This is a genomic window from Cytobacillus sp. OWB-43 (assembly GCF_034651445.1).
Lineage (GTDB): Bacteria > Bacillota > Bacilli > Bacillales > Cytobacillaceae > Cytobacillus > Cytobacillus kochii.
On sequence record NZ_JAYEFF010000002.1, the window covers coordinates 95784 to 108461 of the forward strand.

16 protein-coding genes are annotated in these 12678 nt (G+C 38.1%); 5 read left to right on the forward strand and 11 right to left on the reverse strand.

The features are described from left to right. Positions 1-9: 9 nt before the first annotated feature. From U9M49_RS10245 to pgsB, 4 genes are read right to left on the reverse strand one after another with little or no spacing between them, the layout of a single operon-like run. Positions 10-168: a hypothetical protein gene (locus tag U9M49_RS10245; protein ID WP_157733881.1), complete on the reverse strand. Its 159-nt coding sequence runs from the start codon at positions 166-168 to the stop codon at positions 10-12. Beyond that, positions 165-1319: a CapA family protein gene (locus U9M49_RS10250; protein WP_307315929.1), complete on the reverse strand. Its 1155-nt coding sequence runs from the start codon at positions 1317-1319 to the stop codon at positions 165-167. The genes U9M49_RS10245 and U9M49_RS10250 overlap by 4 nt, the downstream gene beginning before the upstream one ends. An 18-nt stretch (positions 1320-1337) precedes the next feature. Further along, positions 1338-1787 carry a poly-gamma-glutamate biosynthesis protein PgsC gene (gene pgsC, locus U9M49_RS10255; protein WP_095371783.1) on the reverse strand — a complete coding sequence of 150 codons (450 nt, stop codon included), beginning with the start codon at positions 1785-1787 and terminating at the stop codon, positions 1338-1340. Between the two features lie 12 nt (positions 1788-1799). Next, complete coding sequence (pgsB, locus tag U9M49_RS10260) at positions 1800-2981, reverse strand: poly-gamma-glutamate synthase PgsB (RefSeq protein WP_322909727.1); 1182 nt, start codon at positions 2979-2981, stop codon at positions 1800-1802. Positions 2982-3337: 356 nt separating this feature from the next. Here pgsB and U9M49_RS10265 point away from each other — a divergent pair, with 356 nt between their 5' ends. After that, the gene (locus U9M49_RS10265; RefSeq protein WP_322909728.1) at positions 3338-4132 is read left to right on the forward strand and encodes a GNAT family N-acetyltransferase; all 795 of its coding nucleotides are present in this window, start codon (positions 3338-3340) and stop codon (positions 4130-4132) included. Between the two features lie 49 nt (positions 4133-4181). Here U9M49_RS10265 and U9M49_RS10270 read toward each other — a convergent pair whose 3' ends face one another. After that, the gene (locus U9M49_RS10270) at positions 4182-4952 is read right to left on the reverse strand and encodes an SDR family NAD(P)-dependent oxidoreductase (RefSeq protein WP_095371780.1); all 771 of its coding nucleotides are present in this window, start codon (positions 4950-4952) and stop codon (positions 4182-4184) included. Between the two features lie 170 nt (positions 4953-5122). Between U9M49_RS10270 and U9M49_RS10275 the strand changes: the two genes are divergently transcribed. Both U9M49_RS10275 and U9M49_RS10280 read left to right on the forward strand, forming a co-directional pair. Further along, complete coding sequence (locus U9M49_RS10275; RefSeq protein WP_251162174.1) at positions 5123-5734, forward strand: TetR/AcrR family transcriptional regulator; 612 nt, start codon at positions 5123-5125, stop codon at positions 5732-5734. Then, a complete protein-coding gene (locus U9M49_RS10280; protein ID WP_322909729.1) occupies positions 5727-6188 on the forward strand; it encodes a low molecular weight protein-tyrosine-phosphatase in 462 nt (153 codons plus the stop codon). The genes U9M49_RS10275 and U9M49_RS10280 overlap by 8 nt, the downstream gene beginning before the upstream one ends. A 4-nt stretch (positions 6189-6192) precedes the next feature. On the opposite strand, the gene U9M49_RS10285 is transcribed toward U9M49_RS10280, so the two are convergent. Both U9M49_RS10285 and U9M49_RS10290 read right to left on the reverse strand, forming a co-directional pair. Next, positions 6193-6642, reverse strand: coding sequence for a DUF1569 domain-containing protein (locus U9M49_RS10285; protein ID WP_095371777.1), 450 nt, complete (start codon positions 6640-6642; stop codon positions 6193-6195). A 156-nt stretch (positions 6643-6798) separates the two neighbouring features. Then, positions 6799-7134, reverse strand: a complete 336-nt coding sequence (locus U9M49_RS10290; RefSeq protein ID WP_095371776.1) for a winged helix-turn-helix transcriptional regulator — start codon at positions 7132-7134, stop codon at positions 6799-6801. 128 nt (positions 7135-7262) lie between these two features. On the opposite strand from U9M49_RS10290, the gene U9M49_RS10295 reads away from it, so the two are divergent. Then, positions 7263-7877, forward strand: coding sequence for a nitroreductase family protein (locus U9M49_RS10295; RefSeq protein WP_095371775.1), 615 nt, complete (start codon positions 7263-7265; stop codon positions 7875-7877). Positions 7878-8331: 454 nt separating this feature from the next. Here the strand turns inward: U9M49_RS10295 and U9M49_RS10300 are convergent, their stop codons facing one another. The 4 genes from U9M49_RS10300 to U9M49_RS10315 all read right to left on the reverse strand — a co-directional run bounded on the left by U9M49_RS10300 (position 8332) and on the right by U9M49_RS10315 (position 10999). Beyond that, positions 8332-8757 carry a hypothetical protein gene (locus U9M49_RS10300; RefSeq protein ID WP_322909730.1) on the reverse strand — a complete coding sequence of 142 codons (426 nt, stop codon included), beginning with the start codon at positions 8755-8757 and terminating at the stop codon, positions 8332-8334. 57 nt (positions 8758-8814) lie between these two features. After that, a complete protein-coding gene (locus U9M49_RS10305) occupies positions 8815-9579 on the reverse strand; it encodes a hypothetical protein (protein ID WP_095371773.1) in 765 nt (254 codons plus the stop codon). A gap of 23 nt (positions 9580-9602) precedes the next feature. Continuing rightward, positions 9603-10034 (reverse strand): hypothetical protein, encoded by a 432-nt coding sequence (locus U9M49_RS10310; protein ID WP_095371772.1) that lies wholly within the window; start codon positions 10032-10034, stop codon positions 9603-9605. A gap of 545 nt (positions 10035-10579) precedes the next feature. Beyond that, positions 10580-10999 (reverse strand): DUF4825 domain-containing protein, encoded by a 420-nt coding sequence (locus U9M49_RS10315; protein ID WP_322909731.1) that lies wholly within the window; start codon positions 10997-10999, stop codon positions 10580-10582. 145 nt (positions 11000-11144) lie between these two features. Between U9M49_RS10315 and U9M49_RS10320 the strand changes: the two genes are divergently transcribed. Beyond that, a complete protein-coding gene (locus tag U9M49_RS10320) occupies positions 11145-12674 on the forward strand; it encodes an amidase (protein WP_322909732.1) in 1530 nt (509 codons plus the stop codon). Positions 12675-12678 lie beyond the last annotated feature (4 nt).

The window sequence follows — 12678 nt, forward strand, 5'->3', positions numbered from 1 at the left end:
CCTCCTTCTTTAATCTTGGTTTTCTTGCACCTTCACCTTCAATAACTCGATTTGTATTTCTTGTTCCTCTTTTTCTGTTAGCGTATCTGTTTGACTGAAGCCAACGATAAAAAGGAATAAACTGGCTACAAATAAATAAGGCAATAAACGTGTGAAGAACTTCTTCATTCTTCTCCCTCCCTTTGTTTAACCGTAAACGTTAATTTATCATCAACTGTCGCGTGATCCACATCCAAGTCTCTCGTTAATTGTCGGATAATTGACTGCTGTGAGAGCTTGTCCCAGTTTGATAGAGGGGCCGGTGTAGCTTCTCGTATTTTCATAGGGGTAATTTCGAAATTCGTTTCCCCTGTAGGCATGAGATGAAATTGTACGAGTGCTGTTTCTCTCGTTCTTGACCAGCCTTGGTCGAAAATAAAGTTACCCAAGCTATAAAAAATAACTGTGTCATCATAGACCTCAATCGACTCTAATACATGGGGGTGGTGTCCAATAACTAAATCGGCTCCAGCATCTGCTAACGCTCTTCCCAACTCTTTTTGTCGATCACTCGCTCGACTATTATATTCACGTCCCCAATGGGCATGGACAATCACGTAATCTGCTTTTTTCTTTGCCTCTGCGGTTAATGGGATAAAAGTGGCTGGATCAAAATCTAATATGCCGGCTTGTTTTTCTCCTGCCTTCGTTTCTTCAGAACTTATGTCGGAAAAACTAAGTGTGGCAATCGTTAATCCATTGATTTCCTGATAAGAAATACGATTACTAGCATCGGTACTATTTGTCCCAGCGCCAACGGCATCGATTCCTTGTTCATGAAAGGTATCAAGGGTATCAATCATTCCCTGTTCTCCGTAATCCATCATATGGTTATTCGCCATGGCCATCGTTTTAAATCCAGCATCCTTCATCGCCGCAACCGATTCACGATTGGCTTGCAATGTAATCTCTTTGTTTTCCATCGGTTCGAGCTCTCTGTCGCTTGCTACATTTTCAAAATTCCCTGTCGCATAGTCCGCTTGATTAAACAAAGGCTGAACATAACGGAATAAATAGTCATAGCCATAACGGTTTGTTACTTCTTCCACATGTCTCCCTACCATCACATCTCCAACAGCCACGCCCGTTACTTGCGCATTCTCTTCTGGCTCAGCATCTGCATCCGTACGAATATCAAAACTATAGATAATAGCAAATGCGACTATTAACACCGGAAAAAGAATCATGATATGCACAGGAATACGCCTTTTCTGCTTCTTTAAGAAACGAAGAAGTTGTTCATGAAAATTAAGCTTCCTAGGTTTCTTTTTATGTTCCATTGTGGTCTTCTCTCTCCTTTAAAATAGGTAATACACGTACATAATGCCAAATGTGGCAGCGGATAAAAGCAGTGTGCTACCTAATGTAATGGTAACTCCTTGTTTTTGAATCGTATTTGCAATCAATCCTGGTACAATAACCCCCAGCCCTCTAAATTCATTAATCTCAAACGGTAATATCGGGTAAAAATAATCTAATATCAATTTGAGACATATCCCGGTAATCAGCATCGCAGCAAACTTGCGACGTCCGTATAAAATAACGACCTTTGATACACCGTATTTTACAATCACATAAGTTAATAAACTGACGAGCAAAATAATTAAAACAAAGATTGGCTGGTCTAATACAAGAGCCAGATAACCTGGCACGACTAACCCAGCAGGCATAATCCCAAATTTCTCAGCAAATAAGAGACTGAGTAGGACGCCTAGAATAAGAGATATGTATAAATCATCACCAAACATGGAAAACGCTCCTTAACTGACTAATTGTTTTATTTTCAAATGTTGAATTTCTTCTATTAACGGTTCTGCAGCACCATGTATATTGCCGACTCCATAAATGGTAGAACCTTTCATTTCTCCTTTTAAATGCTCGAGAATTTCTCCCGTATCCGACCCTTCTAAGTTTTCTAATGAATGGGCAGGTATAAGTCCTAGTTCGTATGCTTTCACAATCGGTTCCGCCGATTCCCCAATCACAACAAGTGTTTTCATTGGGATAAATGGTAAAACATCTCTTGCAAATTGTTCCGTACGATCAACGCGGTCTGCACGGCAATTCATGATAACAATGGGTTCCTTTGTCGGATATCCGACTTCTTCTACGCGCTTCCAAATATTCAAAGTTGAAGACGCATCATTTGCCGCAAAACCATTAACAAAATAGGATGGTTCTTTCGAATGTCCAATTGGCGAAATTCTCATCGCTCCTGGATCTGGTGGCGCATTGAGCATCCCTTGTCTTGCCGTTTTTTCATCAATACCAATCGCTTCTGCTACAGCCAGTGCTAAAGAGGCATTATCAGGGAAAACCATGTAATCGAACTGTTTTAGATATGTTTCTGAAATCTTACTATTATCTGCAACAATCACGGTCGTGTTACGTTCCGCAGCTACTTTTTCATAATAATCACGATATGCATCATCGGTAATAATTAGATAACCATTATGTGGGATAGTCGCTGTAAAAGCCTCCGCAACTTCATCTAATGTTGGTCCCATGACATCCATATGATCCTCTAATACATTAACGATAACGCCGATGTTCGCTTGTAGTAATTCTTCTTGGAAAGTGATTTGGTAATCGGGGTTAACCGCCATACATTCACTGACCAATGCTTCCGCCCCACGCTCAACCGTCTCTTTAATCACTTCCTTCTGTTCACCAATGTTAGGCCCTTGAGGCTTTCTTACGATTGGTTTCTCTTCTGGATCATTCCAATAAATCATCCTCGCATCCGTTCCGGTTGTTTTTCCTACTGTCTTATAACCAGCTTCGAATAATATCCCGGTAATAAGCCTTGTGACTGTTGATTTCCCGCGGATTCCATTAATATTTACTCGTATCTTTAACGCATCTAGCCTCTTACGATGTTTTCTCTTCTCCATAATTCCTGCCGTTAATAAAATGAGACAGCAAACAACAATAATCCACATATGCCCGCCTCCTCTTTTCCTTTTTTTTTCATTGTCAAATTGGCACGATTAATATATTAATATATAAATATTTCATAGCCATCACATGGAAATAAACTTTTTTTACCGATAGATGACAACCAGATTTGACTTAAAACAACAATTTCGGAGGGATAAATCACTATTAATAAACAATTTTTTCTAGTTGTTCAAACCGTTTTTCTTATAAAACATTTTTTATGTCCGTAGGTAGGTATTTCATTTATAAAAATTAGATGACAGGTGAAATCAATGCTGACATAAGATAGAAAAAAACTTCTCAAAGAGGAAATATCCAGAAGGGTGTCGAAAAAAAGTTGAACAAGGATGTGAAATGTATGAAAGAAAAATTATGGGAACAAATCGAAATGGATACACTAACTTCACGCCTTCTTGCTATTGGAAACCTACAAAATAATCCAATGGGCGTATCCATTCAATCATTCGGACAAACGATGGCTTACACTGTTAAAAGTATTCCGGGGCCAGCTTTTAATGTGATCAAAGGGCTTTGTGGAGAAGACGAGTTATTGCTTGATGAAATAATTGATTTTTATGATGAAAAACATATTCCTGCTCGCTTCGAAATTGCACCGAGTCATCATTCCCAATCATTATTAAAGGCATTGCATAAACGTGGTTTTTATCAGATAGACTTTCATACCACTTTATATAAGCAGTTACCAGGTACCATAAAACCTGTTAATAACGCAATAGAAATTCGCGCCTTACATCAAGATGAATTCCAAACTTTTGCTGACATATACACACAAGGCTTTCAAATGCCTTCTTTCTTACTTGAAGGCGTAGCACAAAACAATGCTGTCCTTTATTCGTTACCAGAATGGACTTTTTACTTAGCGTTAGTGGATCATGAACCGGCTGGTGTCGGCGTACTTTTTTGTAATGAAAAAGGGGGGAACCTCGCCGCTGCCTCTACCTTACCTACTTTTCGTCAAAAAGGTGTGCAGTCTGCACTTATTCAACAAAGATTTCAACATGCGCAGGAAATCGGCTGCAAATGGATAGTTGGGCAGGCCTCCTATGGTTCAGGTAGTCAGAGGAATATGGAGCGAGCAGGAATGAGGGTTGCCTATACGAAGGCGATATGGGTGAGGGATGAATCGTTATGAGGAGTAAAAAAATAGAGCCCCTTTTAAAAAGAGCTCTAATAATTGTACCTTATCTAGATGTATATCCAGCGTCCGCATGAATAGTGGTACCTGTAATATAAGATGATGCATCTGATGCTAACCATAGACTTGCTTGAGCAATCTCTCTTGGTTGACCAAAGCGATTCAACAAGCTTAGTTGTGGAGCATATTCTTCTTCCGTAAATCCAAACTGATCAAGCGCACCTCTGAGCATTGGTGTATCAATTGCACCAGGAGCTACTGAATTCACACGTATATTTTTTGGACCATATTCCATTGCAGCTACTTTAGTCATTCCAACTACTCCGTGCTTGGCTGCTACATAAGCAATATTTTGTGGTTGTGGACGGAATCCGCTTACAGATGAGATATTAACAATCGAACCACCGTTTCCTTGTTTTTCTAATTGTTGGAGCTCATATTTCATACAAAGAGCCGTACCTGTTAAGTCTACAGACATTAAACGGTGCCAATAATCTTCATCGAACTCAGCGGCTAATTTATCATCTGGTGTTAGCGCAGCATTATTTACAGCTACATCTAATTTACCATATGTGTCTACAGCAAATTGCACCATGTTTTGTACTTCCTTTGATTTCGAGATATCTACTTTTACAAAAGCGGCCTCTCCGCCACTAGCTTTGATTTCTTCTACTACTGCTTGGCCTTTTTCCTCATTAAAATCAGCTACGACTACTTTCGCTTTTGCCTCTGCAAAAAGTTTAGCCGTCGCTTCCCCCATACCCATTGCTGCGCCTGTAATGATAGCGACTTTACCTTCTAATACTGGAAATGTCATTGTTCTTTCCTCCCTTTCCTTTGTTCAGTTTCTATTAAATCTCATCATTTTTAGTGTCTCAATATACAAACTGGGTCATTTTGTTCAGTAATGTGCAACCGATTTTATTTTGTTCAGTAAAATTGCAAAATATGTAGGAATTCAACATAATAAGAGAAGAGGTGATTCTCTTGGAGCATGATTTTTTAGATAAACGCGTACAAAGGTCACGCGCAGCTATTAAAACAAAATTTATTGAATTATTATACAAAAAGCCTTTCGCCCAAATTACTATATCTGAGATTGCAAGAGAGACAAATTATAATCGTGGAACATTTTACGCCAATTTTCATTCGATGGACGAGTTACTAAAAGAGGTCATTGATGAGACATTACATGAGATGATTGAACAAATTGGTATTCCTTATCAAGCTTATGAACAAGTTTATTTACGAGAACTTCCGATTGAGGAGATTACTTTATTCAATTATTTCAAAGAACATGCATCTCTATATCAATTATTATTAAGTGACCATATTCGTGTCGATTTCCGCTATCAAATGGCACAAGCAATTGAACAACTCTTTTTAGATGAATACGACTATGTGTTGCCTAAGGATAGTTCAGTTGACGCTAAATGGTTATATATTTATCGAGCCAATGGCATTGCTGGTCTCATTATTCGCTGGATTGAAGAGGACTTCCCACATACACCCACATATATGGCTGAACAAATTGTTGAACTTATGGTCGTTTCGACTGAATCATTTTTTGTAAAAGGAAAGGGGCATCCTCATGATTAAAGTGTTATTCGTTTGTTTAGGTAATATTTGTCGTTCACCAATGGCAGAGGCGATATTTAGACATAAGGTGGAACAAGTTGGACTAGAGAAGGAAATATTCGTAGATTCAGCAGCGACGAGCTCTTGGCACATTGACGCGCCTCCACATAAAGGGACACTCGCGATTTTAAAAGACTATCGTATTTCCTCTAAAGGATTAAAAGGACGTCAATTACAGAAAGAAGACTTCGAAGCATTTGATTATATTGTGGCAATGGATGAATCGAATATAAAAGATATATACCGTATACTTGGTCAACCTCAGCATCCAAAAATATTCCGTTTATTAGATTTAACTCAAGATGCAAAAGATGTGCCGGACCCTTACTATACCGGGAATTTCCAGGAAACATATGATTTAGTGAGCGCTGGTTGTGAAGCCTTGATGAAGAAAATAAAGGAAGAACGAAGATGATGAGTTATAGACCAAACTGTTTGAGATGATGGTCTAGATGCTTGTATATACCCTTTCCCCATTGCTCAGCGGTTAGTTTACCAAAAAAAGAATGGGGATGGGTTGTACACTTTTCTGGTCCATCAGCATGGAATTGCAACAATTTTTGTTTCAACTTTTCCTTCTCTTTGCTAAAGTCCCTATCATTGACAATTAAAATGGTCGGAATCGTAGACATATTTTTAGGTAAAGTCTTTTCGTTATAAAAAATCGGTTTGGCGAAGTTTCCTACAAAGATTCCCAACCAACTCCTTTTAGGAGAAGATTCCCCCATCGCAATATCTTGAAAGGCTGAGCAATGAGCCAGCATTTGGGCGACATTCATCTTCCCCCATTGCCGTTTTGAATTGGAGCTCAAATGATCTATACGTGTTATGATTTCCTCTAAATATACCGGATCATAGATACTTTTCATTTCCCCTCCACCCCTCTTCAAGCTCAATTTATTATACAATCTATAGCTTTCAACAAAAGAATTATTAACTCCTTCTAATATAAAAAAGAGCCCCAAAAAAAGAACAAATCCTCTATAGATTTGTTCGTTCTTCAGCTACAATATTTGTCTTGGTTATTACTTCTCGTTTTCGGCAATCCAAGCAAGAATGGCTTCAATAACTTTCTTCAAGCTCATTCCTCTTTCTGTTAAGGCATATTCAACTTTTTTCGAAGAATCTTCTAAAAATGTTTTACTCACAAGTTCTTCCTTAATGAGTTCATTCAACCGTTCTGTAAGTAATCGGTCAGAAATACCATTAATTTCATCTGCTAATTCAGAAAATCTCTTCGGTCCGTCCATTAAGGAATAGATGACCATGCCCATCCATCTGCGACCTATAAATTCAATCGCTTCATGGTAGTTGCTACAGATATGCTTAGAATCCGTTTTCAATTTATGGTTACAATCCATTCTTTATAGCTCCTTTACCTGTCCTCATTAAATAGTACCATATATTCATTAGTTGACAACATAACTTACGAATGGTAAGTTTATAAACGATATAAACTTACTAAACATAAGTAAAGGTGGAGAAATAAATGTCAGAATTAGTTACTCTTATGAATGAACGCAAGTCTGTGAGGGTATTCGACCCTTCTTTTAAAATAAATCAAGAAAGTTTAGAAGAACTATTAGCACATGCTATTTCAGCTCCTTCTTCTAGTAATTTACAATCATGGAGATTTATCGCTATCCAAGATGAAGCAATGAAAAAGGCATTACCTGTATTTGGCAACAACCAAAAAATTGTAGAAAATGCTTCTGCTGTTATTGCCGTACTTGGTGATACGGAGGCTTATAAAAATGTTGAGGAAATCTATACTCAAAATGTCGAAGCTGGTTACATGGATCAATCCATTGCTGACCGTACCATCAGCAATACACACCAATTTTATCCTGGCCAACCGAAAGAAGGACTAATGAACATCGCAAGCTATGATGCTGGTCTGATTTCAATGCAATTGCTTCTGCTCGCAAAAGAACGTGAGCTAGATACAATCGTAATGGGAGGCTTCGATAAAGCTGCCTTCGCCAAACAATTTGAGCTAGAAGAAAATATATTCCCGATTACATTAATCGCTATCGGTAAAAGCGCTGCACCTGCCTTTAATACAACTAGACTACCTCTTGAGCGCGTAGTGAAGTTTTATTAATCGTATGGAAATGACACCGACTATCAATGAGAACCATTGAAAAGTAAGTTATGTGTGAACAAAGACTTTTTGGTCTTTGTTCTTTTTTATGGTGCGGTATATGACCTTTATGGATTGAAATTGGAATCGATAAGAGTTCAGATTGGAGTTTGATTTTGTTTAGATGAGGACAGATGATGTTTTAAATTTTAATAATCTTGGATTTGATTAAAATGAAAAAGCAGCAATATAGGGAAGGGTTTGGATTATTTTTTTGTAAGATTAGGTTGGAAACACGTTAATTAACTGGAGACATCGGTAAATTTGATTCGTTTAACCCGGTATCGCGTCAAGCTTTCAAATGCGGATTTCAGTTTGAACGGTTTCAACCCACATCGATTCAAAGTTTAACAATAAAAGACAGGCCCCTGTTAGTGATGAATTAGTGGAATCAGTTAAGAATGGATCAACTCAGCTATTCCTCAGCTACTGCCGTCATATCAGCCTTTGCTGCTTCCATTATGGCTTCTAACTCAGCGATTTTTTTCTGATTCTCCTCAATGGTTGGATCGTAATTTTTGATCAGTTCATTTGTGTACGCATCTAATTCAGCTACACGTTTTGCCACTTCTGACTGTGTTTTTTCTTTTATTTGTTGATCTGCTTCCGCTAGTTTTTGTGGGATTTCTTCTTTTAATTTAGCAATTTGTTTATTTTTTTCTTCGTTGACAGCCGTTTCTATCTCGGCAATGGACGCTGCTTTTTTTGCAGAAAACCAATTCGTTAGCATCGATTCCATATCTTCACCTGCAGAAACAAATCGAAAACTAACAGAAAGAAGGAAACCTGCGAAAAGGCAACTAAACAATATTTTGATATATTTCCTTTTTTTATGACTCATTTTGTTTTCCTCCCTTTACGAGATTTCCAGGGCCAAGCAAGCTGGCCCTGAAACGAATTAATCATTGACAATATTGTTGACAACGTCATCTAAACTCATCTTTGCATCTGCCTCTAATTCAGCAGCTTTCGCTGTTATAGCAGCCTCTTGTTCTGCGACTAAATTAGCTAGGATGGCATCTAATGCCTCTCGAATTTCTTCAGCCTTCCAATTCGCCTGATTACGAAGATTTCGGCTACTAATTTCAACTTGAGATTCCACTTTTGTAACAATTTCCTGTTTCGCTGCTACAATCTCTTGCTCAAGTTCTGTTACTGCATCAGCTTTCGCTTGATTTAATTCCGCTGTGACTTGCTCTAAAGCCGACTGGCCCTTCTCACTAGCAAAAGCTTGGAAACCAGCCGTTGCTTCCTCCTGCATTAAATCGCCTTTTGCCTTAATATGAAAATAGCCTTCTAAAAATAGTTGATAGAATTGATAATCCATATTTTCCAAGATCAACAATTTCTCACCATCTAGGGATGCAATATGTTCATATTTGGCCTGGTCAATAGCTAAAGTAGAACCTTCAATTTCACGCAATGTTTTCTCGTCAATTTGACTGGCTGCTAATTCCTTTAATGTTTCATTTTCTGCTCTGAGCTCTGTTAATAACTGTTCAAAATTGGCATCCGATTCACTCAGAACCTCAGCACTTGTTTGGTTAAATAAGTTATCATACCAAGTTTTCAAAGCCTGTCCCGCATCTGTATTCGCTAACGAAAAGCCTGCTCCGGTTAGCAATCCGACTGTAACTGCACCAGCTATGATTTTCTTTTTCATCTTCCCGACCCCTTTGTCGAAATTTATTTTTCTAACGTTTCTTCTAAAAATAATAGTATTTCTTGATCCATCTCAGATTTAAGTTCTTCCTTCTTTTCACCTTCATACGTATCAAATGAGTCGCTTAGTTCTTTTTTTATGTTTTGAATATCTACTTTGTATAAAGTTAAGTATTGGTTAATCTCTTTTTTCGCTTCTTCACTTGAAACTACTACGTTTTTTTCCATTGCTTTTTCATAGGTTAGTTGTGCATCTAGCTTTTGCTGTTTCATTTGTTCAGACCAAGATTCATAGGCGGTTGCCAGCTCATTGTTGGTCTGTTCCTCACTTATCTCGAATAATGCATTACTCCACTTTCCTAGAGATTCGCTCGAAAATGCTTGAACGAAGACACCTGTTAGACCAATCATGAGACAAATAATGATTGTGATGGTCGTTACCTTTTTCACTCTCATACTGTCCTTTCTTGCTCACATTTATTTTTCATAGGGGAATCAACCATAGATGTGTGTTCATTTTTAGGACAAAGTAAAGCTAGTATTCAACTGCTGTGACTTTTATCCTAGAATCATCACTTTCCCCCTTTCATTTGTCATTTGTTCTTTCATGTGTTCTATATTGTTCTTGATAAAAAACACTACACGTAGTATAAATGAGACGCATCATAATGAAAAACGTAATAGTTTACCAAAAATTCAGAATATATTATTGATATCTATGTTTTTCTCATTCTTCCTATTATTTACACTCATTCACACTTGAATAATAGAGAAGAAGTGCTTCCACTCCTTTTCTAGCAAGACTTTTAAATCCAATTACCTATATGTACAACAAGAAAAATAAGGAAAAATATTCAACCTCCCACATCCATTTAATAGGTCACTTGTTCTACCAAATACTTATCTCTCATTCCAATTTACTAGGTAGTTTTAGTATCAAAAAAAGACCTGCAAAAGTGACGATGCAGGCCTATAGTTCAGCAGTCATAGGTAGAATAGATCTAGTTCCAACTGTTTATTAATTGCTCTAGCTCCTTTTGGCTCCCTACACCTGCTATATCTTTTTCATACCAATTGTTTACTTCATCTCTCGTTACTTTCGTTTCACTTCCATTTACATGAAAACTTATCCATTCCACGTTTCGCACTAAGGAAAAAAGAACAGTCGCTTGTTTTTTCATTAATGCCTCTCCATCATTGACTTCATGATAAAATACTTCAAAACCATACGGTTCTTGCTCTGTCTTTAATTCAAAATAATCTATTGAGTCCGCTGTCTCATTCAGTATATTTCCAACGGCACTATTGTCACCAATATAGGCACCCTTATATCGGAATAATTCTTCTTCTTCTGCACCTTGGCAACCAAAGAGAAGAAAGAATGGCAAGAGTAAAATAAAAAAGTTCTTTCTCGATAACATTTAACCACCTCCTGGCCGATTTGAATCAACCCATCTCACAAACACAATAACATATTTTGTTAAATTCTCTAACAATAATCATGCAAATTCTCCTCAATTGTAATAGTATAGATTAAATACACAAATGTTGAAGGGAGATGATGTGATGAAAACGCACTCGTTACGATCAGAAAATCAGCATTTATTTTTATTTGAGGAAATAACAATTGAACAGCTTCACAAATTGTATGATACAGGTGAGTATACAGTTGAAGAAGTCATTCGATCTTTTCTTGAGCGCATTGAACAATATGAATCGACATATAATGCTTTTACATTTATGAACGAACAGGCGCTTACTGATGCGAAAACCATCGATGCGAAACGAATGCGTGGGGAAAAGGTGGGCCCATTAGCAGGTATCCCCGTAGTTGTGAAAGAAGCTGTCGATATGGTTGGTTTTCCATCTACATTTGGCTGGGCTCCACTCGCTAAACATACAGGTGGAATAGAATTATTACCACAGAAAGATGCCACCATTATCTCTAGATTAAAAGCAGCTGATGCCATCATACTCGGCAAAACAAATATCCCTGCCTTTAGTTGTGCATACCATGCTAATACTAGTTGGAAAGGTCCTACATACAACGCGGTAAATAGAAAATTAACACCTGGTGGTAGTAGTAGTGGCACGGCTACTGCCGTATCTGGTAACTTTACCGTTCTTGGAGTAGCAGAAGAAACAGCGGGTTCCATACAAGTACCAGCAGCAGCGCAAGGAATTGTTGGTATTAAACCTTCATTCGGACTCATTCCTACTACAGGTGTGACTCCGCTTGCTGGCAGTACAAGAGATGTACTAGGGCCACATGCCAGAACGGTGCGGGATGCAGCGATTATGCTTGATGTTATCGCAGGCTATTCACCTGATGATGCTAAAACCATTTCTAGTACGATTCCAGAGAAGGGCTATACATCTTTCCTTTCATCACATGCTCTGAAAGGGAAAAAGATTGGTTTATACGGCCCTAGTTGGAGAGAAACGAAAATGACGGCAGAAACGGAAGCACTTTATAAAAAAAGTATTTCAATATTGCAATCACTGGGTGCAGAGGTGATTGAGGATCCTTTTCATGTAAAGCCACTGGCTCCATATATGAAAACTATTGATACAATGATTGGAAGAGAATCCTTTTTTTACGACCTTAATCAATACTTCAAAAACCTTGATCCTTCGTTAAATATGGAGAAAGTTTTCTTAAAAGCGGGAGCAATACCTTGGGAAGAAGACCAGCCCTTAGCTTCCTTTGTCCGACCACTTGAAGCCGACAAAGCTTTCGAAAATGCTGAACGCTTACCTGATTTAACACGCTTTAAAGAAACGAAGAACGAACTGTTACGCACCATTACCTACATTATGGCTGAGCAACAATTAGATGCTTTTGTTTACCCAACCATGCTAGAAGATGTACCAACTTTAGATCGTGAGGATGTTGCGACTTCTACCATATCCGAAATTAATATTAGTGGATTGCCACTCATAACAATACCAGCAGGGTTTTATAGTAACGGCTCCCCCTTTAACCTCGCTTTTTTTAGTACAATGTGGAGCGAAGGTGACATACTTGGTATGGCCTATGCCTATGAAAAAGCTGCCGGTGGCCGTATAGCTCCGCAATTAGTGAAAAAGGAGTAGCCCT